This window comes from Halapricum salinum (genome assembly GCF_004799665.1).
Classification (GTDB): domain Archaea; phylum Halobacteriota; class Halobacteria; order Halobacteriales; family Haloarculaceae; genus Halapricum; species Halapricum salinum.
On record NZ_CP031310.1, the window covers coordinates 3,032,645 to 3,052,714 of the forward strand.

General features: G+C 63.1%; 22 protein-coding genes. 7 read left to right on the forward strand and 15 right to left on the reverse strand.

All coding sequences use genetic code 11. The features are described 5' to 3' along the window. Positions 1–162: 162 nt before the first annotated feature. Positions 163–741: an MBL fold metallo-hydrolase gene (locus tag DV733_RS14935; RefSeq protein WP_049992779.1), complete on the forward strand. Its 579-nt coding sequence runs from the start codon at positions 163–165 to the stop codon at positions 739–741. Here the strand turns inward: DV733_RS14935 and DV733_RS14940 are convergent. Further along, positions 738–1,550 (reverse strand): ATPase, encoded by an 813-nt coding sequence (locus tag DV733_RS14940; RefSeq protein ID WP_049992780.1) that lies wholly within the window; start codon positions 1,548–1,550, stop codon positions 738–740. The genes DV733_RS14935 and DV733_RS14940 overlap by 4 nt on opposite strands. Then, positions 1,547–1,816, reverse strand: a complete 270-nt coding sequence (locus tag DV733_RS14945) for a DUF5827 family protein (RefSeq protein ID WP_049992781.1) — start codon at positions 1,814–1,816, stop codon at positions 1,547–1,549. Before DV733_RS14945 ends, DV733_RS14940 begins: the two co-directional genes overlap by 4 nt. Positions 1,817–1,931: 115 nt before the next feature. Here DV733_RS14945 and DV733_RS14950 point away from each other — a divergent pair, with 115 nt between their 5' ends. Beyond that, a complete protein-coding gene (locus tag DV733_RS14950) occupies positions 1,932–3,608 on the forward strand; it encodes a sensor histidine kinase (protein WP_049992782.1) in 1,677 nt (558 codons plus the stop codon). 65 nt (positions 3,609–3,673) lie between these two features. On the opposite strand, the gene sod is transcribed toward DV733_RS14950, so the two are convergent. Together sod and DV733_RS14960 are read right to left on the reverse strand one after the other, a co-directional pair. Next, positions 3,674–4,285, reverse strand: coding sequence for a superoxide dismutase (gene sod / locus DV733_RS14955; RefSeq protein ID WP_049992783.1), 612 nt, complete (start codon positions 4,283–4,285; stop codon positions 3,674–3,676). A 177-nt stretch (positions 4,286–4,462) separates the two neighbouring features. Continuing rightward, a complete protein-coding gene (locus tag DV733_RS14960) occupies positions 4,463–5,866 on the reverse strand; it encodes a cryptochrome/photolyase family protein (RefSeq protein ID WP_049992784.1) in 1,404 nt (467 codons plus the stop codon). 90 nt (positions 5,867–5,956) lie between these two features. Between DV733_RS14960 and DV733_RS14965 the strand changes: the two genes are divergently transcribed. Further along, positions 5,957–6,736 carry an enoyl-CoA hydratase/isomerase family protein gene (locus DV733_RS14965; RefSeq protein WP_049992785.1) on the forward strand — a complete coding sequence of 260 codons (780 nt, stop codon included), beginning with the start codon at positions 5,957–5,959 and terminating at the stop codon, positions 6,734–6,736. Here the strand turns inward: DV733_RS14965 and DV733_RS14970 are convergent. The 3 genes from DV733_RS14970 to DV733_RS14980 form a co-directional block, all read right to left on the reverse strand. Beyond that, the gene (locus DV733_RS14970) at positions 6,733–7,011 is read right to left on the reverse strand and encodes a UPF0058 family protein (protein ID WP_049992786.1); all 279 of its coding nucleotides are present in this window, start codon (positions 7,009–7,011) and stop codon (positions 6,733–6,735) included. The genes DV733_RS14965 and DV733_RS14970 overlap by 4 nt on opposite strands. Before the next feature lie 155 nt (positions 7,012–7,166). Then, positions 7,167–7,382: a ribbon-helix-helix domain-containing protein gene (locus DV733_RS14975; RefSeq protein WP_049992787.1), complete on the reverse strand. Its 216-nt coding sequence runs from the start codon at positions 7,380–7,382 to the stop codon at positions 7,167–7,169. A 97-nt stretch (positions 7,383–7,479) separates the two neighbouring features. After that, positions 7,480–7,731, reverse strand: a complete 252-nt coding sequence (locus tag DV733_RS14980) for a hypothetical protein (RefSeq protein ID WP_049992788.1) — start codon at positions 7,729–7,731, stop codon at positions 7,480–7,482. A gap of 179 nt (positions 7,732–7,910) precedes the next feature. Between DV733_RS14980 and DV733_RS14985 the strand changes: the two genes are divergently transcribed. Together DV733_RS14985 and DV733_RS14990 are read left to right on the forward strand one after the other, a co-directional pair. Continuing rightward, positions 7,911–8,372 (forward strand): hypothetical protein, encoded by a 462-nt coding sequence (locus DV733_RS14985; RefSeq protein ID WP_079979360.1) that lies wholly within the window; start codon positions 7,911–7,913, stop codon positions 8,370–8,372. 131 nt (positions 8,373–8,503) lie between these two features. After that, the gene (locus DV733_RS14990) at positions 8,504–9,481 is read left to right on the forward strand and encodes a phosphoadenosine phosphosulfate reductase family protein (protein ID WP_049992790.1); all 978 of its coding nucleotides are present in this window, start codon (positions 8,504–8,506) and stop codon (positions 9,479–9,481) included. 140 nt (positions 9,482–9,621) lie between these two features. Here DV733_RS14990 and DV733_RS14995 read toward each other — a convergent pair whose 3' ends face one another. Then, positions 9,622–10,494 carry an ArsR/SmtB family transcription factor gene (locus tag DV733_RS14995; RefSeq protein WP_049992791.1) on the reverse strand — a complete coding sequence of 291 codons (873 nt, stop codon included), beginning with the start codon at positions 10,492–10,494 and terminating at the stop codon, positions 9,622–9,624. Between the two features lie 205 nt (positions 10,495–10,699). On the opposite strand from DV733_RS14995, the gene DV733_RS15000 reads away from it, so the two are divergent. Then, on the forward strand, positions 10,700–12,727 hold the full coding sequence (locus DV733_RS15000) for an alpha-amylase family glycosyl hydrolase (RefSeq protein WP_049992792.1): 2,028 nt from the start codon (positions 10,700–10,702) through the stop codon (positions 12,725–12,727). Between the two features lie 4 nt (positions 12,728–12,731). Here DV733_RS15000 and DV733_RS15005 read toward each other — a convergent pair whose 3' ends face one another. From DV733_RS15005 to sdhC, 5 genes are all read right to left on the reverse strand, one after another. After that, complete coding sequence (locus DV733_RS15005; RefSeq protein WP_049992793.1) at positions 12,732–13,628, reverse strand: DUF5995 family protein; 897 nt, start codon at positions 13,626–13,628, stop codon at positions 12,732–12,734. A 54-nt stretch (positions 13,629–13,682) separates the two neighbouring features. Beyond that, positions 13,683–15,512, reverse strand: a complete 1,830-nt coding sequence (locus DV733_RS15010; protein ID WP_049992794.1) for an FAD-binding protein — start codon at positions 15,510–15,512, stop codon at positions 13,683–13,685. A gap of 67 nt (positions 15,513–15,579) precedes the next feature. Further along, complete coding sequence (locus DV733_RS15015) at positions 15,580–16,464, reverse strand: succinate dehydrogenase/fumarate reductase iron-sulfur subunit (RefSeq protein ID WP_049992795.1); 885 nt, start codon at positions 16,462–16,464, stop codon at positions 15,580–15,582. A gap of 1 nt (position 16,465) precedes the next feature. Further along, complete coding sequence (locus DV733_RS15020; RefSeq protein ID WP_049992796.1) at positions 16,466–16,837, reverse strand: succinate dehydrogenase hydrophobic membrane anchor subunit; 372 nt, start codon at positions 16,835–16,837, stop codon at positions 16,466–16,468. Between the two features lies 1 nt (position 16,838). Further along, positions 16,839–17,234 carry a succinate dehydrogenase, cytochrome b556 subunit gene (gene sdhC, locus DV733_RS15025; protein ID WP_049992797.1) on the reverse strand — a complete coding sequence of 132 codons (396 nt, stop codon included), beginning with the start codon at positions 17,232–17,234 and terminating at the stop codon, positions 16,839–16,841. Between the two features lie 299 nt (positions 17,235–17,533). Between sdhC and DV733_RS15030 the strand changes: the two genes are divergently transcribed. Further along, positions 17,534–19,297 (forward strand): glycoside hydrolase family 13 protein, encoded by a 1,764-nt coding sequence (locus tag DV733_RS15030; protein WP_049992798.1) that lies wholly within the window; start codon positions 17,534–17,536, stop codon positions 19,295–19,297. Here DV733_RS15030 and DV733_RS15035 read toward each other — a convergent pair whose 3' ends face one another. Together DV733_RS15035 and DV733_RS15040 are read right to left on the reverse strand one after the other, a co-directional pair. Continuing rightward, positions 19,298–19,507: a hypothetical protein gene (locus DV733_RS15035; RefSeq protein WP_049992799.1), complete on the reverse strand. Its 210-nt coding sequence runs from the start codon at positions 19,505–19,507 to the stop codon at positions 19,298–19,300. It abuts the gene before it with no gap. Beyond that, positions 19,507–19,899 (reverse strand): YybH family protein, encoded by a 393-nt coding sequence (locus tag DV733_RS15040; protein WP_049992800.1) that lies wholly within the window; start codon positions 19,897–19,899, stop codon positions 19,507–19,509. The genes DV733_RS15035 and DV733_RS15040 overlap by 1 nt, the downstream gene beginning before the upstream one ends. Positions 19,900–20,070: the final 171 nt, after the last annotated feature.

Genomic DNA, 20,070 nt, shown 5'->3' on the forward strand with positions numbered 1-20,070 from the left:
CCCTCCACGTACATATCACTGTGGGTCGCGTATCGGAATCGATACCGGAACGTAATCGGCCGAATGCGGTGTCCCTTCACAGGTTTTGGTGGCGAATTAAAGCGTCTCGTCCAGCCAGTCTGGAGCGACACGCACATCCCGTCGGTCCCGTTAGATGTGGGCATGATCACGAATCTCGCCGCGGGCCAGCAGGTGTTCACGAGTAACGTCTTTCTCGTGACCGGCGAGCGCACAGTGCTGGTCGACGTCGGCAACGACTTCGACGTCTGTTCGGCCGCCCGCGAGCACGTCGACGAAATCGACGCCGTCGTCCTCACCCACACCCACCCGGATCACGTCGGCAACCTCGATACCGTCGTCTCGGAATTCGACGTCGACGTCTGGGGGTTCGACCCCGACGTTTCGGGCGTCGATCACGCCATCGAAGACGGCGAGGACGTCCAGCTCGGCGACGACGTCTACACCGCGTTGCACACGCCGGGCCACAAGAACGACCACCTCTGTCTGTACGCCCGAGCCCCGGGGATCCTCATCGCTGGCGACCTGATCTTCGCCAACGGCGGGTTCGGTCGGACCGACCTCGAAGAAGGTGATCGCCAGCAACTACTCGAGAGTATCGACCGCGTGCGCGAGACCGTCGACGACACGCTCGGTGAACTCCACTGCGGCCACGGCCCGAGTGTTACCAATCAGCCGTTCGATCACGTCGAACTGGCCGCACAGGCTGCCCGATTCGGCTAGCGCTCCCCTGCGATCGACACCATGGCGTCGTAGGCCCTCTCGTAGGCTGCTGCGACCTGCGACGGATCGGCCCGTGCAGAATCTTCTACCGGCGGTAATTCCAGCGTCTCGACCGGATCGACGAGTTCGGTGACGTCCTCGACCCGCTCCTCGAGGGTCCCGTGATCGGACGCCGACGAGCCGCTGGCGACCGCACACCCCTTGTCGTAGCGTTCGCCATCGAACAACCGAACCCGACGCGGCTCGACGACAGCGACGGCGTCGTGTTCCAGCGACTGGAGGGGACGAGCGACGTCGCTGTAGGACTCGATCACCGACAGCGGCTGGGTAGCGATTTCCTCGCGGAGTGACTGCTGGGTCGGCTGGTGGTGGGTTTCCATCACGTCGTTGAACGCCGCCAGCGACGAGACGTCGATGGCGTCTTCGAGCGGGAACGCACCGCGAATGTGCTCTGGGAGGTCGACAGTCGCGTTGCGGACGTAGGTTTCGCCGACGCGATCCAGCAGGAACTCCCTGCCGTCCTGGCCGAGAACACTCCCGACACCGCCGGGTTTGGGTGACCAGAGTCGGTGAATGGCGTTGATGTCCGTCGGCGTGACCCCACTAGGTGTCGCGCTGGCGAGCCGTTTTGCGTCTTTCCCGTAGAGCACGCCCGAGTCAGCCGCACTCAGGACGTCCGAGTGGCTGTACCAGTAGTCGTTGCCGGCTCTGGGTTTGTAGCCGACTGCGCCTGTCCGGTGGACCAGTCCCGTCGAGAAGGTGGTCTTTCCGGCGTCGAGTTGCTCGGCGCCCGCGACGAGCAGATTCATTCCTGCGCGAGACCGTAGTAGCCGGGTTCGTCCTCACTCTCGGGTTCGGCGAAGACGAACGCCTCGCTGTACTTGAGCATCCACGGTATCGCCCAGTCCAGCAGGACGTTTTCCGTCTCGACGTCGAGTTCTTCGCCGGAGTCGACGCCCTGTAACAGACGCGCGACCTCGTAGATCGTGTACAGTTTGTCAGCGTCGAGTACCTCCGCAGGCTCGCGAAACTCCAGGGCACGCAGATCCTCGAAGTCCTCACGTGGTCGTGGCATAGCTCCGGATACACGATTCTCACGCCTAAATGTCCCGAAACGGTCCCACTGTCCAGAAATCAACGCCTGATATGGGGCCCGAAGATTCATCAGGTAACTCGACAAATCAGGAACGATGGCCGTCCGATTCGGGCCCTACGAGGTCCTTCTCGTGGTGGCTGCGATCGCGACCGCGGTAGTCGCCGTCTACGCGTGGCGACGCCGGGACAAACCCGGGGCGCCGTTTCTCGCGCTGATCCTGGCGAGCAACTCCGCGTGGGCTGTCGTCTCGCTCGTCGGTTCGCTTGCCCGCGGGGAGGCACTTGCCCTCCTTTCGGCGAAGCTCGTCTACCTGTTCGTTCCGGTCACAGTCACTGGTGTCTTTCTGTTTGCGCTCACCTACACCGGCCGCGAGCACTGGCTCGGCCCACGGCTGTACGCTGCCCTCGCAGTCGAGCCGATACTCCTCAATGTCGCTGTCTGGACGAACGATGTCCACGGTGCGTTCTGGACAGTCGACGGCGTAAGCGAATCGTCACGGCTCGGCTGGGACATCACCTACGACGTCCTGTTCCACGCCCACATCGGCTACTCCTATCTGCTGATGGCGGCCGCGACAGTGTGGCTCGTCCAGTTCGCACTCGGTGCGGATCGTCTCTATCAGCGCCAGATACTCGGTCTCCTTGCGAGTCTCGTGCCGCCGTGGATCGCGAACGTCCTGTTCGTCGTAAGTGCCGTGGCGGTCGACCCGACACCGATCGCGTTCGCGCTCACTGGCCTGGGCCTCACCTGGTCGATCCTCCGTGCACGACTGCTCGACATCACGCCGATCGCACGCGCAGCTGTCATTCAGACGATTGCCGACGGTGTGATCGTCGTCGACGATACCGGACGGGTCGTCGACGCCAACGCGACCGCACGCGAGTTGTTCGACTGGCCCGAACAGATCGTCGGGGCCAGCCTGGAGTCCGCACTGAGTGACGAGCCTGCTGTAGCCGCTCGGATCGAGCCTCTCCTGCACGACTCCGAAGAGCGATCGACCGAACTGGAGATCGAACATCGCTTCTACACGATCGATGCTTCCCCACTCGAGGACGTTCGAGGGGAGTTTATCGGGCACGCGCTGCTGGTCCACGACGTCACCGACCGCAAGGATCGCGAACTCGAACTCAAACGCCGAAACGAACAGCTCGACCGCTTCGCTGGTGTCGTCTCTCACGACCTCCGGAATCCACTCCACGTCGCTTCCAGTGCGCTCCATCTGGCCAAAGAGACTGGCTCGGAGGCACACTTCCACCGTGTCGAGCGCGCACATCGCCGAATGGAGCAACTGATCCAGGACCTGCTCATGCTAGCCCGCGAGGGCGAAGAGATCGCAGATCGCGAATCAGTCTCGCTGGCCGAGATCGCGCGCACATCCTGGGACACTGTCTCGACGAACGGCGCAACGCTCGAAATCGACGGTGACAGGACGCTCCTGGCGGATCCGAACCGCCTCCAGCAACTCCTGGAGAATCTCTATCGAAACAGCGTCGAGCATACCGAGTCCGACGTCACGGTTCGGATCGCCGCGACCGACGACGGATTTCTGGTCGCAGACGACGGCCCCGGGATTCCCCGATCCGTGCGTGAGAGCGTGCTCGAAGGCGATTACTCGACTGAAGACGGCGGTCTCGGGATCGGATTGATGGTCGTCGATCACGTCGCCAGTGCTCACGGCTGGGAGCTGACCATCGGTGACAGTACCGAGGGTGGCGCTTGCTTCCGATTTTCGAACGTCGAGACTGCCGATACCGAACGCTCGGTGAACTAGTCTACCGAGTGGTGAAGCCGCTATCGAGCGCTGGACGCGATAAAATCGACGATGGTGTGGTCGACTTACTCGTGCTTGCCGACGGTCTTCTCGTACTGCTCGGCGACGTTGTCCCAGTCGACGACCTCGAAGAAGGCGTCGATGAAGCTGCCGCGGTCCGGGCCGTAGTCGTAGTAGTACGAGTGTTCCCAGACGTCCAGTGCGAGGATCGGGTGGGCACCCCACAGCGCGCCCTGGTCGTGCTTGTCGACTTTGACATTGCGCAGCTGCTTGGCGACCGGGTCGTATACGAGCAGGGCCCAGCCACCGGCAGCACCGGCAGCGGCCTTGAACTCGCCCTTCCAGCCCTCGTAGGAACCGAAGTCCTCCTCGATGCGGTCGGCGAGGTCACCGCTGGGTTCGCCGCCGCCGTTGGGATCCATGTTGTCCCAGAACAGCGTGTGGAGATAGTGGCCACAGCCGTTGTGGGTTACGTTTCCGATCGCGGCGGCCGACGAGCCGAAGTCCCCGCTCTCGCGGTTCTCGGCGAGCGTCGCCTCGGCGCTCTCGAGCCCGTTGACGTAGCCCTGATGATGAGTGTCGTGGTGCCACGTCAGCACCTGCTCGGAGATGTGGGGTTCGAGGGCGTCGTAGTCGTACGGGAGTGGCGGCAGTTCGGGTTCTGAATGTTCTGGCATGTGAAATTCCCTCCATCCGATCTGTCGGCCGGAGACCTGAAAAAGGTTGAGATGCCGAATGTGATCTCCTAGCACGAACTCCTCGACGAAAACGGTATCAGCTAGGATCGATCGGGGACTGTTCTTCGACTGTCAGCCCCCGCTTGCCTCTGCGAGGGCTGATTCGTTCGCTAACGCTTACTCACCACCCCTCGCCATCTCGAACATCGTTATCGCTTCCTCCCGCCGCTCGCTGTGATCGACGATCGGATCGGGATACTCTGGCGCGGCCGACCGTCGCTGGGTCAGCGACGCCTCGTGCCAGGAGTGGATGATCTCCGGCCCTGCGTCCCGAAGTTCCGGGACGTATTTTTTGATGTACTCGGCGTCGGGATCGTAGCGCTCGCCCTGGGTCATCGGGTTGAAGATTCTGAAATAGGGCTGGGCGTCGGTCCCCGTCGAGGCCGCCCACTGCCAGCCGCCGTTGTCGTTTGCGGTGTCGTGATCGACCAGTTTCTCGCGGAACCAGTCGTATCCCTCACGCCAGTCGATGTGGAGGTCTTTCGTCAGGAACGAGGCGACGATCATCCGCACGCGGTTGTGCATGAACGCCTCTTCTCGGAGTTGGCGCATCCCGGCGTCGACGATGGGATAGCCCGTCTCGCCGTCTTTCCATGCCTGGAGTGCCTCCGGATCGTCGCGCCACGCGATGGAGTTGTCGTACTCTTTGAAGTTCTCCGTGACGACCTGTGGATTCGCTTCGAGGACCTGCGTATAGAACTCACGCCAGGCCAACTGGTCCTGGAACTCGAAGACCGACTCGCGTGCGCCCTCGCTGGGGGCGTCGGCGTGCGCTCGGTCGGTCGTATCGTACACTTCCCGAATTCCGATGGTTCCGAACTTGAGATGGGACGAGAGCCGGGACGTACACTCGTCGGCGGGATAGTCTCGACGCTCCTCGTAGCGGTAGATCGCGTCTTCACAGAACGATTCGAGGCGCTCGCGGGCGGCCTCTGTACTCGCCGACGGAATTACGGCGTCGGGCTCCTCGAATCCAAGATCGCCCAGCGAAGGCACGGGCTCGTCGTCAGCCACGTCTGCAAGGTCGTCAGAACTCGGCGCGTCCACGGGCTCGCGCTTCTCGCGGTCGTGCCACTTCTTGCTGAAGTAGGTGAACACCGAGTACGGGTCACCCGCGTTGGTCGTGATCGAGCCCGGTTCGTGATGGACGGCGTCGTGGACGGCCTCGCGAGCGACGCCGATCTCGTCCAATTCTCGGCGAACCGCGGCGTCGCGCTCGCGTGCCAGTCCGGAGTAATCGCGACACCACGAGACCGCCTCGGCGTCGAACTTCTCTGCGACCGCAGGGACGACGTCGCGCGGATCGCCGTGGCGGATCAGCAGGTCGCTGCCGCGCTCGCGGTAGGCGTCTCGGAGCGACTGGAGGGCGTCGAGCATGAACGCGACTCTGGGTGCGCCGGCGTGGTCGAGCACCTCCTGATCGAAGACGAACAGTGGGACGACGGACTCGGTCCCCTCGGTTCGCGTCACTCCGAGGTTGTCCGCGAGCCGGAGGTCCCGCCGATGCCAGTGGATGCGCATACACTACCTACCGACGGCCGGCCCCCTGAAAGAACCGCCCAACTGATTGGGGCGGAAAACGTTTTACCCGACAGCGATGATCTCCAATCTATGACCGACGCCCCGGTGTCGATCGAGCGCTCGGAGACGGTCGTGATCTGTTCGTTCGACAATCCCGACGCGCGAAACGCCCTCACTGCCGAGGCTGCTACCCACCTCGTCGACGCGCTCGACGGGATCGAAGACACTGATGCCCGGTGTGTCCTCTTCCGTGGCGAAGGTGACACCTTCTGTGGGAGCGGTGACGTCGCCGCACACGTCGACCGCGTGCAGGGCTCGCTCGAAGAGTCCGAGTGGCGCGACAGGCTCGACGCGACCGCCGAGGCCGTCGCCGCCGTCTACGACTGTCCGCTCCCGACCGTGGCCGCGATCGAGGGGCCCGCGTTCAGTGAGGGTGCGTGTCTCGCGCTCGCCTGTGACCTCCGCCTCGCGAGTCCCGACGCATCGATCGGATTCGGCTTTCGTCGGTTCGGACTCGCCGCCGGCGCGGGCGTGACACAGCTCTTGCCCCGGGTCGTCGGGCCCGACGTCGCCATGGAACTGCTGTACACGGGCGAGTTGGTCGACGCACGGCGTGCAGCTGATCTCGGGTTGTTCACCCGACTCTATCCAGTAGCGACCTTCCAGGACGAACTGGCGTCGCTGCTGGCGACGCTATCGACTGGCCCCGCGGCAGCGATGCAGGAAACGAAGCGACTTTGCCGGGCTGAACACTGCGACTTGCGAGCAGCGATCGAACGGGAGTGTGAGGTCCAGGCACGGCTGGCGACGGACGCGGACTTCGAAGAAGGTGTCACTGCGTTCGTCGAGCAGCGCGATCCACAGTTTTAGATCTTGGACTCGGCGTCTTCGGCGAGTTCTTTCATCCGCTTGCCGACCCGGCCGGCGTCGGAGAACTCGTCTTCGCTCATCGCGTTCGCCAGCGCGTTGCCGAGGACGAACACGGCGTGTTTGTGCTCGCTCTTTGACTTGTGGACGTCGTCTGGCGTCACGTCGAGTTCTCCATAGGGGTCGAACAGTGAGCTGTCGATCTCGTCCTGTTCACGGAAGTACTCCATGATGGTCACCATGTGCTCGTGGAGCTCCAGAAGCTCGTCTTTGTGCATCTCTATGTAGCCATAAGTGGAGACGCTGGCTTAAGGATTGCCCGCCAGTGTGTACCAGACATCGCTCTCGCCAGTGATCACTGTTGCCGGCCATTGCGGGTCGATATTCGTCGCGCTCGGTGGCGAATCAGTTCGAAATGGGACCGCTGGAAGTGTCAGAACACGTATTCGTCGTCGTGACCCATCATCCCGTCTTCGCCGAGTCCTGGGTCCTCCTCTTCCTCGATCGGACCACTCGTCTTGTACGCCTTCAGCCCTGTCGAGAGCAAGTCCTCGATTGCTTCCTCACGATTGAGAAACTCCCCTTTCTCGACCAGTTGGGCGATCTGCATCTCCAGATGCTCCGGAACGGTTATCTCTACTTTCGGCATCGAGTTATTCCCCGCTTCGCCTGAGGGGCATTTAAGCCTGTCGGGGGGGTGACCGGTCGCCTCGAAACTCACTTCGAGGGCGTTCGAAACACATCCATCAGGACGGCCGATATCGGAACGTGACCACGGTCGTCAGTTGGTCCTGTCCGCCGGACGATTCGGTCGTCACTTCGAGTCCGAGGACGTCGTCTTCGTCGACGACGTCGTTGGCGATTGCACGCAACTCCTCGGCGTTTGCGCCCGCTTCCCGAAGGACCACCCGCACTTGCGAACGGTTACGGGTCACGTCCGCAACGTCGTAGTCGTTCTCTTCGTAGGCATCTCTCAATGTCTCCAGCACGTCGTCCATATCTCGTGAGACTCCGTGATGGTTGAAAAAACCCCCTGCCCAAACCCTGGTTGAATCACGTAAATTCGGCTTCGGGGTCGTTCCCGTTCTTATTGGTGCCACCCGTCCAGTCGACTGGAGCTATGACACGCACATCAACCGGAAAAGAATTTACAGTCAGTCATGCGACAGCGCGCTCGGTGGCGAAGCTCCTGCTCGGAGCTGTCGGGGGCGTGTTCGTCTTGTGGCTGTTCACACTCCTCCCCGGAGTGGGTCGGTCGATCCCGGGGACCGCGGTCTCGATCGCGCTCGTCCTCAGAGCTGTTGCCACGATTCTGGCCGCGGGCCTACTCGTCTACGCGGCGTTCGGTGTCGCGACGCTTGTTGCGACCTCCGTGGATCGCTCTCGCGAGTTTGCCGGCCACGTCGCCTCCATCGCGTTCTGGTTGGTCGCGCTGGCGGCCGTCCTCGTTACCCACTGGGGGCTGGCACCGCTGGCTGCAATCGTATTCGATGGATTCGCGTGGGTCTACGATACGGTATTCCTGCTGCTCGCGCTGGGCCCACTCGTAGTCATTGCGGCGCGCATCTACGCCGCGATCGATCCTGCTGCGGGCCTGTTCGCAGACAAACTTGCGGGTGAACGCAAACACGATTCTTGACGCTGCGGCCCCCGGGAACACTCCGCCGACTGCAATGTCTCCCCTCAGGAATTGTTGTGTGATACCACACGTCGTGGAGGGTGTCTCCCGAAAAGCACTTACTACATGCTCTAATTATATCTCATTACACGATGTCCAAAACAGCCGAGTTCCCCGAGTATCTCGACGTCGATTACACCGACGGCGAGGGCGAAGATCCGGAAGACTACCCGACGGTCGAAGACAAGATCGAGAAAGCCATCGAGGTCACCAAGGAAGGCCTCGAACAGTACGAGAACCCGGTCGTCATGTGGACCGGTGGCAAAGACTCGACGCTCACCCTCTACTTCGTCAAGGAGGTCGCCGACCGCTTCGATCTGGAAGTCCCGCCGGTCGTGTTCATCGACCACTACCAGCACTTCGACGAGCTTATCGACTTCGTCGAGTTCTGGGCCGAGGAGTGGGATCTGGAGGTCATCTGGGCGCGCAACACTGACGTCGGTGAGTACGTCGACGAGAACGATCTCGAACCGGGCGACGACATCCCCGTCGACGCCCTCTCAGAGCACAACCAGCACCACGTCCGCAACATCCTCGAGTACGAGGACGAGGACTTCCCGTTCCTGCTGGACACCTACGTCGGCAACCACCTCCTGAAGACGGTGGCGCTGAACGACGCCATCGAGGAGTACGACGTCGACGGCATCCTCAGCGGTATCCGCTGGGACGAACAGGAGTCCCGCGCCGACGAGACGTTCTTCTCGCCACGTCACGACCCCGACATCTACCCGCCGCACGACCGCATCCAGCCGATTCTCCAGTTCATGGAAGCCGACGTCTGGGAGGCGTTCTGGAACTTCGTCGTGCCGGACACCGTCGAAGGGTTCCCCGAGGACGGCTACGTTCCCCAGGGCCAGGACGACCTGCCCGAGGGTGTCGAAAAAGAGGACGTGCCGGTCTCGCCGAAGTACTTCGCCGGGTTCCGATCGCTCGGCAGTGAAGTCTCGACCGACAAGTCCGCCGAGGAGCCTGCCTGGCTGCAGGACATGGCCAACACGACCGAGCGCGCGGGCCGCGCCCAGGACAAAGAGGACCTGATGGAGCGCCTGCGCGACCTCGGTTACATGTAGAAACTAAAGTTTTTCCGCTCAGGTTCGCCGGAGGCGAACCACTCGCGCAAAAACTTTAGCGATCCAAAAAGGCCGGACGCTCAGCCTTCGGCTTCACGTCCGGGGAAACCGCTCGCTTCGCTCGCGGTACGATCGTTTCGCTACCGCCGCGTCACACGCTCGGTTTCGACCACTCGCGCCTGCTCGTCGACGGTTACGCGAAGCGTCTCGTCACCATACGAGATGGGAACGACCACGCGCAGCGGATCTTCACTCTCTATCCAGGCGTCGCTGTCGTCGATACAGAACTCGAACTCCCAGAACGGGCGGCCGTCGACGTACTCGCCGTGGTCGTGCAAGAAGGCGACCACTTCGGGATCGGTCAGCAGTCGGACGCCGATCGTCGTCCCGATCTCGACCTGACAGTTCTGACAGTTGCTCATCGCGGGATACTGGAGGTGCCAGTCGGGATCGACGTCGATTGCCGTGTCCATCCGACCGCTACAGTGCGGGCAGATCCCTTCACGAGCGAGCGTAAACTCCCGCCAGGTCTGTTTGGCGTAGGCCTCGAAGAACTCCGTCGGATCGCGGTCGAGTCGGCCGCGCGGCGGGAAGTATCCGAGGTTGACGTCGACCTGACAGTCGGTACACCCGATGACGACCCGTCCGTCGTCGTAACTGGCGTGGAGTCCGGCGCCACATTCGGGACAGGCGGCGTCCAGATCGATGTCGACCGACGGCGGTGACTCGCCGAAGCGTTCGTCGAAGACCACGTCGATCGCCGACGCACCGGGCGTCCGGAGGCGATACTTGCCAGCGGCCTTCTCGACGAAGCGATCCAGCAGCTTGTCCAGGTGATAATTGAAGTGTCCGCTGTCCTCGAAGCCGGCCGCAGACTGCAACTCCGCGAACGACAGCGGCCCGGACTCCCATAGCGCGAGGAGGATGGCGATCCGGTTCTCGTCGGCGAGCGAGCCGAACGCCGACGCTGCTCGCTCGATATTGACGTCGGATTCGGGGCGCTGCTCGGTCATTACCCTCCAGTAGCCACGCCGACCCATTTATTTCCACGGGGTAAGGCAGCACAAACCTTCACCATCGTTCCTGGCTTTCGGCGGCGCACGGCCACAGGTCGTCGTGCGCGCCCCCCTGAGACCGCCACCACGCACACGTCCTCTTCGACTGGCAGAAGAGACCTTCAGCGGAGGTTTTTCCCTCTCCACCTCCGACGATAGGTCAATGCACCACCCCGGTCCACCTCGATTTGCCACTGTGGGCACACCAGTCGAACTAGCACCGCGTGACCCCGATCCCGATGTGGAAGACACAATCTCGTGGTCGGTCCTCGACTCCCCGTTGGGAAGTTCTGTCTCGCTCGGCGACGACGCCGTCGAGGAGCTACTCCCGGACGAACCCGGCGTCTACACCCTGGAGATGACTGCACCGGACGGTCCCCACGAACTGACCGTCCGTGCGTATCCCGACGTCACACGTGAAGTGACGTTCAGCGTCGACGCCCACGAACTCCCGGAGGCCGAGGACGTGTTCGTCTCCGCGCCGTTCAACGAACACCTGCTCGGCCGCGATCGACCATCCTACGAGGACGGCACCTTCTCCTTCGAGACGGAACTGGAACCGGGCGTTCACTCCGCGATGTTCGTCCCCGACGGTGACTACCGCTCGTCGGCCCGGGACACGATCGAGGTCGACGGGCCGGAACGACCCCGTGTGACCCTTGACGCAACTGTCTCCGAGGGCGTCGTCCGGTTCGAGGCGGACCCTCGCCCCGGGCCGAACACCGACGAGGCTCTCGATGTCGAGTTCTTCGTCGACGATCGCGACACCCTCGATGGGCGGCTGGAAATCTCGGACCGGACTGCCACGTGCCCGCTAGCAGCGATCGACGATTCAGTCCGCGTTCACGCGGTCGCCGTCGGGGCGCGCCACTCGATCGCCGACGCCGTCGAGGTTTCCAACGACGGTTCGGTGACGCGACTCTACGAGTCACCCGAGTGGGTCGCCGACGCGACGATGTACGAGATCTTCACACGCTCGTTCACCGGACAGGCAGACGCCAGTTTCGAGGCGCTCGAATCACGCGTTCCCTACCTCGAATGGCTCGGCGTCGACACGCTGTGGATGACGCCCATCCTCGAATCCTACGCCCCTCAGCGCGACGACGACGGCTACGAACGCGGCGGTCCCCACGGCTATCACACGCTCGATTACTTCCGAACTGCCAGCGACCTCGGGACCCGCGAAGAGTTCGAGTCATTCGTCGAGACGTGTCACGACCACGGCGTCAGGGTGATCTTCGACCTCGTGGTCAATCACACGTCGATCCATCACCCCCACTTCCAGATGGCCAGTGCCGGCCTTCCAGCGTACGAGGACTGGTACGTCTTCGAAGACGGTGGCCCACAGCACTACTTCGCCTGGCGGTCGATCCCGAACCTCGACTACACCTCACTGGCTGTCCGCGAGCACATCCTCTCGGTCGTCGACGAGTGGGCCGAGGTCGTCGACGGCTTCCGGTGTGACGTCGCCTGGGGCGTCCCCCACGGCTTCTGGCAGGAGGTCTACGACAGCGTCAAATCCCGAGACGCCGAGTTCCTGATGCTCGACGAGACGATTCCCCGCGACCCGCTCGCCGGCGAAGGCGGTTTCGACTTGCATTACGATACCACGCTATACGGACAGTTTCGGAAGATCGGCGACGGTGACGCACCAGCCAGTACGTTGCTCGACGCCGTCGAGGCCGCGGACCGGGAGGGTTTCTCCCCACGCTCGAACCACCTCCGATACATCGAGAACCACGACGAAGACCGGTATCTCGACGAGTTCGGTCGTGCACGTCAGCGCGCGGCCGCCGCGGCGACGCTCACGCTTCCTGGCATGCCGATGCTCTACTACGGCCAGGAGACGGGCATGACTCACTTCCGCAAGCCGATGGAGTGGGGCGGCGACCCCGAACTAACACGGTTTCATCGCCGCCTCGTGCAGACGCGAAACGAACTGACCGCCCTCAGTCGCGGTGACCTCCAGAAAGTATCGTGGGCCGGTGACGACGATATCGTCGCGTTCGCTCGCGAGTACGAGGGCGAGCGCGTCGTCGTCGCACTGCACTTCGGCGACGGCCACTCCGAGGTTACGATCGACGAGCCGGTCGAGACGGTCGACCGGCTCAGCGGCGACGAGGTCGCCGTCGATACCGACGAGGACGGCACCACTGTCTCGGTCGATAGCGTCGTCGTGCTCGACGTCTGACCCGTCAGCTGTCGGGTGCAATCCTGTTCAATACCGCATCCAGGCCAAGCTCCTCGCGTTCGAGCCGCCGGAGTGACTCCAGCAGTCCGGAATCGAGTCCCGGGCCGAGAATCAGGGCGCCGACGCCCAGCGCCGTCGTCCGCAACAGCCACCGGGCGTAGGTGTCGACCAGCGGCCAGCCGACGTCCGTCCTGACGCAGGCGACGCGCCAGGCCTGTTCGCGCCCCTCGGTCATCGAGAGCAGCGTCAGCACTTCGTCGAACGGCCCGAAGACCGCGTCGACGTTCTCGACGCCGGGGGCGTAGAGCCTCGCGAGCATCTCTTGCTGGCGGTCGACCAGCCCCGACAACACGTCGTTGATCTCGCAGTGATCGCGGTACTTCGCCTCTCGGTTCGGATCGATCCCGACGTCGTCGAGCGCGAGCGCCAGGTCGAAGTTGATGTGAGCGTTGACGCCCAGAAAGGCGTCCTGCATCACGAGCGTGTCGCCGCCGATGGCCTGGCCGAACGCGACCTGCCAGGGGTCCGGGACTGCCTCGACGTCTCCCTGTTCGAAGTGCACAAACGCACGACGGTAGTGCTCTGCGAACGATCGCACGTACGAGCGCATCCACTCCGGGTCTTCGAACTGGTCGTTTTCGATCCCGTCCCGAACCTCGCTGGTCATCTTGACGTAGATCGATAGAAAGACGGATCGGCGGTCGCCGCGGTCGCGAAGTCGCTGTTCGAGTCGCGACAGCCGCGTCTCGGTATCGGGGAGTGACTCGAACGGTCGCTGGACGACCTCGGTGAGCGCCGAGTCCGGCGACTCGGGCGGATCGGTCGGCTCGAAGTTCCCGCGGAGTGCTCGCCAGAGCGCGCGGCGATTGCGCCGATCGAGCAGGTCCAGGGCACTCGTCATTGGACGGTATTCTCGGCCAAGTCCAAAATAGCTACCTGCAGAACAGCGGCCAGGTCAGTAGCTACGCTCTTTGGGTTCGTAGGTCTGCTCGTCGCCTTCGAGGACGACCGGTTTGTAGTAGAGGTCGGGATCGCCGCCGTTCCAGGCGAGCATCGTGTGTTTGATCCACTCGTCGTCCTTGCGCTCCTGGTGTTCCTTGCGCCAGTGGGCCCCACGGAACTCCTCACGGGCGAGAGCACCGATGGTGATTGCCTCGGCCACGTCGATGACGTTGCGCGTCTCGATCGTGTGGATCAGGTCGGTGTTGAACGTCCGCGAGAGATCGGCGACCGCGACATCCTGGTAATCTTCCCGAGCCTGTTTGAGGTCTTCGAGCGCGCGCTTGAGTGCCCCTTCCTCCCGGAAGACGTTGACGTTCTCGGTCATCGTCTCCTGCACCTCCGCGCGGACCTCCGCGTGGTTGATACCGTCCGACTCCAGGAGCGTCTCGACGCGTTCGCGCTCGCGGCCGACCGCGTCCTCGAGCACGGTGTCCGGATCCGCGACGGCTCCCCCGTCAGCAGCGACGTCACTGTCGCCACCGCTCAGCGCGCCGGGTTCGACCGGCGAGTCGAACTCGCCGGCTTCGCTCCGGGCGGAGGGGCCGGTATCGATCCGGGCCGCGGCCATGTCGCCGCCGGCGGCGTGTTTGCCGGCGCGTGCACCGAAGACCAGCAGTTCGGGCAACGCGTTGCCGCCGAGGCGGTTCGCGCCGTGCAGCGAGACACAGGCCGCCTCGCCGGCGGCGTAGAGCCCGTCGACGCAGGTGTGGCCGTTCTCGTCGCACTCGATGCCGCCCATGTGGTAGTGCTGGCCGGGCTTGACCGGCATCGGCTCGTCCAGGCCGTCGACGCCCTCGAAGTCCTCCGCGAGGTGGAGGATGTTCTCCAGGCGGTCGATGATCCGCTCCTCGCCGAGATGGCGCATGTCGAGGTGGACGTATTCGTCCTCGATGCCGCGACCCTCGTTGACTTCCGTGAGTTCGGCCCGAGAGACGACGTCACGCGAGGCGAGTTCGCCGTCGTTGTTGGCGTACCCGTACTCGAACATGAACCGCTCTTTGTCGTCGTTGTAGAGGATGCCGCCCTCGCCGCGGACGCCCTCGGAGATCAGCACACCCGTCGAAGGGAGGGTCGTCGGGTGGAACTGGACCATCTCCATATCTTCGAGCGGGACGCCGGCGCGGTAGGCGATGGCCGGCCCGTCGCCCGTGTTGGCCACGGCGTTCGTCGTATGGTCGTACACCTGGCCCGTCCCGCCCGTCGCCAGGATGACGCCGTTGCGTGCGCGGAATCCGTCGATCTCGCCGGACTTGATGTCGTAGGCGACGACGCCGTGACACTCCCGGTCTTCGGGATCCTCGTGGTCTGTGACGGCCGCGTTGAGGACGTACCACTCGTCGTAGACGTCGATCCCACGCTTGACGACCTGCTCGTACATCGTGTGCAGCAGGTGGTGGCCGGTCTCTGCACCTGCGTAGGTCGTCCGCGGGAAAGAGAGCCCGCCGAACGGTCGCTGGGAGACGCGACCGTCGTCCTCGCGGGAGAACGGCATCCCCCAGTGTTCGAGCTGGACGACCTCTTTCGGGGCGTCCTTCGCGAAGGTATCGATGGCCGGGGCGTCTCCCAGATAGTCCGACCCTTTCATCGTGTCGTAGGCGTGCAGTTCCCAGTCGTCGCCCTCCCGGAGTGCCGCGTTGATGCCACCCTCCGCGGCGCCAGTGTGGCTCCGGACTGGGTGGAGTTTCGTGACGAGCGCGACGTCCGCGCCCTCCTCGTGCGCTGCGATAGCCGCTCTGAGACCGGCGCCGCCCGCGCCGACCACGATCACGTCGTATTCGTACATAGTTGAGTTAGCGTTTGTTAGGGTTTGGCGAACTTGTGCGCGTTGCTCGTGTGTCTGTCATCCGTGTTCACCAGAACTTGAGGTTGCTCTTGACGGCCTCGCGTTTGAGTTCCTGGATGTGCTCGGTCAGCGGAATGTCTTTCGGACAGACCTCGGTGCAGGAGAACTGGGTCTGACACCGCCAGACGCCGTGTTCCTGCTCGACGATCCGCATCCGCTCTTCCTTGCGGTCCTCGCCTTCGCGCTCGTCCATCGCGAAGCGATAGGCCTTGTTGATCGCTGCCGGCCCGAGGTACTGGTTGTCCCCGGCGGCGATGTTACACGAGGACATACACGCGCCACACCAGATGCAACGGGTGGACATCTTGACCTTCTCGCGGTTCTCGCGACTCTGGCGCTGCTCTTCGAGTTCGTCGTCGGGCGTCTCGTCGGGATCGAAGAACGGCTCGACGGCCTCCATCTGGTCGTAGAAGTGCTCCATGTCCACGACGAGGTCCTTGACGACCTCCTGGTGGGGGAGCGGTTCGATCCGAACGGGGTCGTCCAGATCCGCGAGTTGGGTCTTGCAGCCCAGTCGCTGGCGACCGTTGACGAACAGGGCGTCAGAGCCACAGATCGCCTGCTGGCAGGAGTGCCGGAACGTGAGCGAGGAGTCGTAATGGTCCCGCGCGTAGATGAGCGCGTCCAGCACCGTCATCCCCTTGTGATACGGGACGACGAACGTGTCGAACCGGGGTTCCTCTTTGCCCTCGATCTCGGGGTCGTAGCGGAAGACTTTGAGTTCGTAGGTCTCCTCGTCCTCCAGCGACTCGGCCTGGGCCTTCTCTGCGGCCTCGCGCTCGCTCTTGCGAGTCGCCTTCTCTTCGATCCGACGCTGCTGGTGACTGCTCGTCTGTGGCAGGTTCTCGGCGCTCGATTCCTCTTCGATCTCTGTTTCGGGTTCTGTACTCATGTTAGATCACCGTGATTCCGGCCATCGCGAGCGCGACGCGGATCCCCTGTGCGATCAGGAGGATGCTCGCAAGCGTCAGGACCGCACCGACTGCTTTCTTCTGGGTTCCGTCGAGACCCTGGTTGACCAGGGCGTTGTAGACGCCGTTGACGCCGTGGAACGTCGCCGCGATCAGAAAGAGGATCATCGTCGCGAAGTAGCCCCACTGACTCATCCGAGCCTGTGTGCCCGCGAACGTGATCTCCGCCGCGTGGTTGACGAAGTGCAGCAGGAAGAAGTGAAACGTCAGTGCACCGATCAGGAAGACCGCGGTCACTCGCTGGAGCAGCCAGCGAGTCCCGCCGCGGTCGAACGAGGTGTAGTGTTCAGCCATCTTAGAACGCCCCCGCGAGGAAGGTCGGCACGCTGGCGACCGTGATCGCGCCGGTCAACACCAGCGACGCGTAGAAACTCTTGTCCTGTGCCTCCAGCCCGACACCGAGATCAACGAACAGGAGTCGGATCCCGTTCAAGATGTGAAAGACGGCGACTGCGAGCAGTCCGACTTCGAGGAGTCTGACGATGAGCAAGTCTTCGAGCCCCTGGAGCGTATTCGTGTAGGTCGCCGGATCCGGGGCCGTCGCCGTGCTCAACACGGCGATGTGGGTGAAGAGGTAGCCCACGAGCACCCAGCCGGTGAACTTGTGGAAGATCCAGGCCCACATCCCGGCCGAGAACTCCTTCCACCGTCCGAAGTCCTCGACTTTCCCGCGATTGTATGTGTCAGCCATACTCGGGGCCAAGGGTGGCTGTGGTTTATCTGTTATGGAGCACGCGACGCAACCCCCGCTCCCTTCGAAATCTTGCTGTGAAGATATCTTCCTCTCCTGTATCGACGGGTCAGAAATTACTTGACAGCCATCCCGATTCGAGCAGTGATTATTAACGATATCGAAATCCAGGGGGCGCCGTGAATTCTTCGGTGAACGATCTTTCACACTGGGATTTCGAAATCGGCCGTTTCGACGCGAGTACGGGCCCGTATCAACAGGTATAATAACAGCCGGTAGTTACCGTGAGAGAAGCCCCCATGGACGCAGATACGCAGCACGAGGATGACCTCGATCGCGAGTGGTGGAAGGAGGCTGTCGTCTATCAGATCTATCCGCGGAGTTTCAACGACTCTAACGGCGACGGTGTCGGCGATATCCGAGGCGTCATCGAGAAGGTACCGTATCTCGACGACCTCGGCGTCGACGTCGTGTGGCTCTGTCCCGTCTACGATTCGCCGAACGCCGACAACGGCTACGACATCCGGGACTATCACGCCATCATGGACGAGATGGGCACGATGGACGACTGGGAGGAGCTCCTCGCGGAGGTCCACGACCGAGACATGCGCCTCATCATGGACATGGTGCTCAACCACACCTCGGACGAGCACGAGTGGTTCCTCAAGTCCAAAGACGCCGACAGCGAGTACGGCGACTACTACTACTGGATGGACGGCCACGACGACAACGAGCACCCACCGAACAACTGGACCTCGATCTTCGGCGGGAAAGCCTGGAAGTTCGACGAGGAGCGCGGCCAGTTCTATCTCCACGTCTTCGACGAGAAACAGCCTGACCTGAACTGGCGCAACGAGGATGTCCGCGAGGACGTCTACGAGATGCTCCACTGGTGGCTCCAGAAGGGCATCGACGGCTTCCGGCTGGACGTCATCAACCTCATTTCAAAGACAGAGGGGCTACCGGACGGCGAACCGAATCCCGGCTGGGTCGGCTGGGAGCACGTGATCAACGGGCCGCGCGTCCACGAGTACATCCGGGAGATGTACGACGACGTCTTCTCGGAGTACGACATCATGACCGTCGGCGAGATGCCGGGCTGTGGCGTCACCGACGCCCAGCAGTACTGCGGCGAGGACGGCGACGGGATCAACATGATCGTCCACTTCGAGCACGCGGACATCCCCTACAAGCCCGGCGGCAAGTGGGATCTGGAAGACGTCGACGTGGAGCTAGACGACCTCGACGACCTCACCGATCCGGATACGGTGTTCAACGACTGGAACCTCGACGAACTCCGGGACGTCCTGACGCGCTGGCAGATCGGTCTGGAGGGCGAGGGCTGGAACGCCAACTACCTCGGCAATCACGATCATCCCCGGACCGTCTCTCGGTTCGGCGACGCCGGGGCCTACCGCAAGAAGTCCGCGAAGATGCTCGCGACGCTGCAGTTCACGCTGCAGGGGACGCCGTTCATCTACCAGGGCGAGGAGATCGGGATGACGAACGTCGAGTGGAACTCCTTCGACGAACTTCGGGACGTCGAGGCGATCCAGCAGACCGAGGAACTGATGGAGCGTCACGACGCCGACTTCGAGGACGTCCGCCACGTCGTCAAACACCGGAGTCGGGACAACGCCCGGACGCCGGTCCAGTGGTCCGACGCGGACAACGCCGGGTTCACGACTGGCGAGCCCTGGATCAAGGTCAATCCCAACTACGAAGAGATCAACGTCGAGGACGACCGCGCCGACGACGACTCGATCTGGCAATACTACCAGGAGTTGATCGACCTGCGCTCGGGCAACGACGTGCTGGTCTACGGCGACTATCACCTGCTGTACGAGGACCACCCCGAGATATACGCCTACCTCCGAACGATCGACGAGCACGGCGTCCTCGTGGTGCTCAACTGTTTCGCCCACGAGACGACGTTCTCGCTGCCACACCACCTCGACGCCCCCGATCCGGAACTGCTCATCAGCAACTACGACGACGCCGGCGACGATCCCGAGGAGTTCGACCTGCGCCCATTCGAGGCCCGCGTCTACCGGATCTCCTGACTAGCGGTAGTTCGATCCCGAGGGGAAGATATACCACGCGAGTACCGCGCCGACGAGCGTTCCAACGACTACTGCCGCCCCAACCACCGGGAGCGACGCCTCGCCTTGCAGCGCGACGAGGCCACCCGAGACGCCGACGAGCAGGGCGATGCCGAGTTTCAGCCGGACCATCCCGGACTGACGCTCTTCGGGGGACATCGGTCCAACCATCAGTCGAGATCCCCCGCGGTGCTGACGTGCAGCGTGACGAACTGCCAGTCGTCGTCGGCTCTGAGTGAGCCACTCCAGCGTGTCTCGAAGTCGTAGTTGCGGCCCGATGCGGTGTCACGCCAGCCCAGGCTGACGTCGTCGTGATACCACGCGAAGTCCTCACGTTCGGTCACGTGCCGGTCGCGGCTCTCGACTGTCCAGTCGGTCGTCGTCGCGGTCTGGTCGGCCAGTCCCTCGACGATGGCGTCGTGTCCCACGAGTGTCTCGGAGATACCGACCTTCACCATTTCTGGTTCCTCAGCGAAGAAGGGTCCGAGCGGATCGCCGTTGCGGAGGGCCTGATAGTAGGCCTCGACGGTTTCGCTGGCAGAAGAGGCCTGATCGTCGCTCATATCTCCCGAGGAGTTCGCGCGAGCTATAAGCGGGACGGTTGCGGTCAGATGGCCCGGGAGAACAGGCGGAGAGCGGAGGCGATCGAAGCGATAGCGGGTTGCGGTCGAAAATTCGCGGTGACGGCCTGCGGTCAGGAAGCCAGCGCGCGGGTTTTATCCCGCGCGCCGGGG

Bases quoted from the DNA above. Each gene is read 5' to 3' on its own strand.
- DV733_RS14935 (WP_049992779.1), top strand. From the start codon at position 163: ATGATCACGAATCTCGCCGCGGGCCAGCAGGTGTTCACGAGTAACGTC.
- DV733_RS14940 (WP_049992780.1), bottom strand. From the start codon at position 1,550: ATGAATCTGCTCGTCGCGGGCGCCGAGCAACTCGACGCCGGAAAGACC.
- DV733_RS14945 (WP_049992781.1), bottom strand. From the start codon at position 1,816: ATGCCACGACCACGTGAGGACTTCGAGGATCTGCGTGCCCTGGAGTTT.
- DV733_RS14950 (WP_049992782.1), top strand. From the start codon at position 1,932: ATGGCCGTCCGATTCGGGCCCTACGAGGTCCTTCTCGTGGTGGCTGCG.
- sod (WP_049992783.1), bottom strand. From the start codon at position 4,285: ATGCCAGAACATTCAGAACCCGAACTGCCGCCACTCCCGTACGACTAC.
- DV733_RS14960 (WP_049992784.1), bottom strand. From the start codon at position 5,866: ATGCGCATCCACTGGCATCGGCGGGACCTCCGGCTCGCGGACAACCTC.
- DV733_RS14965 (WP_049992785.1), top strand. From the start codon at position 5,957: ATGACCGACGCCCCGGTGTCGATCGAGCGCTCGGAGACGGTCGTGATC.
- DV733_RS14970 (WP_049992786.1), bottom strand. From the start codon at position 7,011: ATGCACAAAGACGAGCTTCTGGAGCTCCACGAGCACATGGTGACCATC.
- DV733_RS14975 (WP_049992787.1), bottom strand. From the start codon at position 7,382: ATGCCGAAAGTAGAGATAACCGTTCCGGAGCATCTGGAGATGCAGATC.
- DV733_RS14980 (WP_049992788.1), bottom strand. From the start codon at position 7,731: ATGGACGACGTGCTGGAGACATTGAGAGATGCCTACGAAGAGAACGAC.
- DV733_RS14990 (WP_049992790.1), top strand. From the start codon at position 8,504: ATGTCCAAAACAGCCGAGTTCCCCGAGTATCTCGACGTCGATTACACC.
- DV733_RS14995 (WP_049992791.1), bottom strand. From the start codon at position 10,494: ATGACCGAGCAGCGCCCCGAATCCGACGTCAATATCGAGCGAGCAGCG.
- DV733_RS15000 (WP_049992792.1), top strand. From the start codon at position 10,700: ATGCACCACCCCGGTCCACCTCGATTTGCCACTGTGGGCACACCAGTC.
- DV733_RS15005 (WP_049992793.1), bottom strand. From the start codon at position 13,628: ATGACGAGTGCCCTGGACCTGCTCGATCGGCGCAATCGCCGCGCGCTC.
- DV733_RS15010 (WP_049992794.1), bottom strand. From the start codon at position 15,512: ATGTACGAATACGACGTGATCGTGGTCGGCGCGGGCGGCGCCGGTCTC.
- DV733_RS15015 (WP_049992795.1), bottom strand. From the start codon at position 16,464: ATGAGTACAGAACCCGAAACAGAGATCGAAGAGGAATCGAGCGCCGAG.
- DV733_RS15020 (WP_049992796.1), bottom strand. From the start codon at position 16,837: ATGGCTGAACACTACACCTCGTTCGACCGCGGCGGGACTCGCTGGCTG.
- sdhC (WP_049992797.1), bottom strand. From the start codon at position 17,234: ATGGCTGACACATACAATCGCGGGAAAGTCGAGGACTTCGGACGGTGG.
- DV733_RS15030 (WP_049992798.1), top strand. From the start codon at position 17,534: ATGGACGCAGATACGCAGCACGAGGATGACCTCGATCGCGAGTGGTGG.
- DV733_RS15035 (WP_049992799.1), bottom strand. From the start codon at position 19,507: ATGGTTGGACCGATGTCCCCCGAAGAGCGTCAGTCCGGGATGGTCCGG.
- DV733_RS15040 (WP_049992800.1), bottom strand. From the start codon at position 19,899: ATGAGCGACGATCAGGCCTCTTCTGCCAGCGAAACCGTCGAGGCCTAC.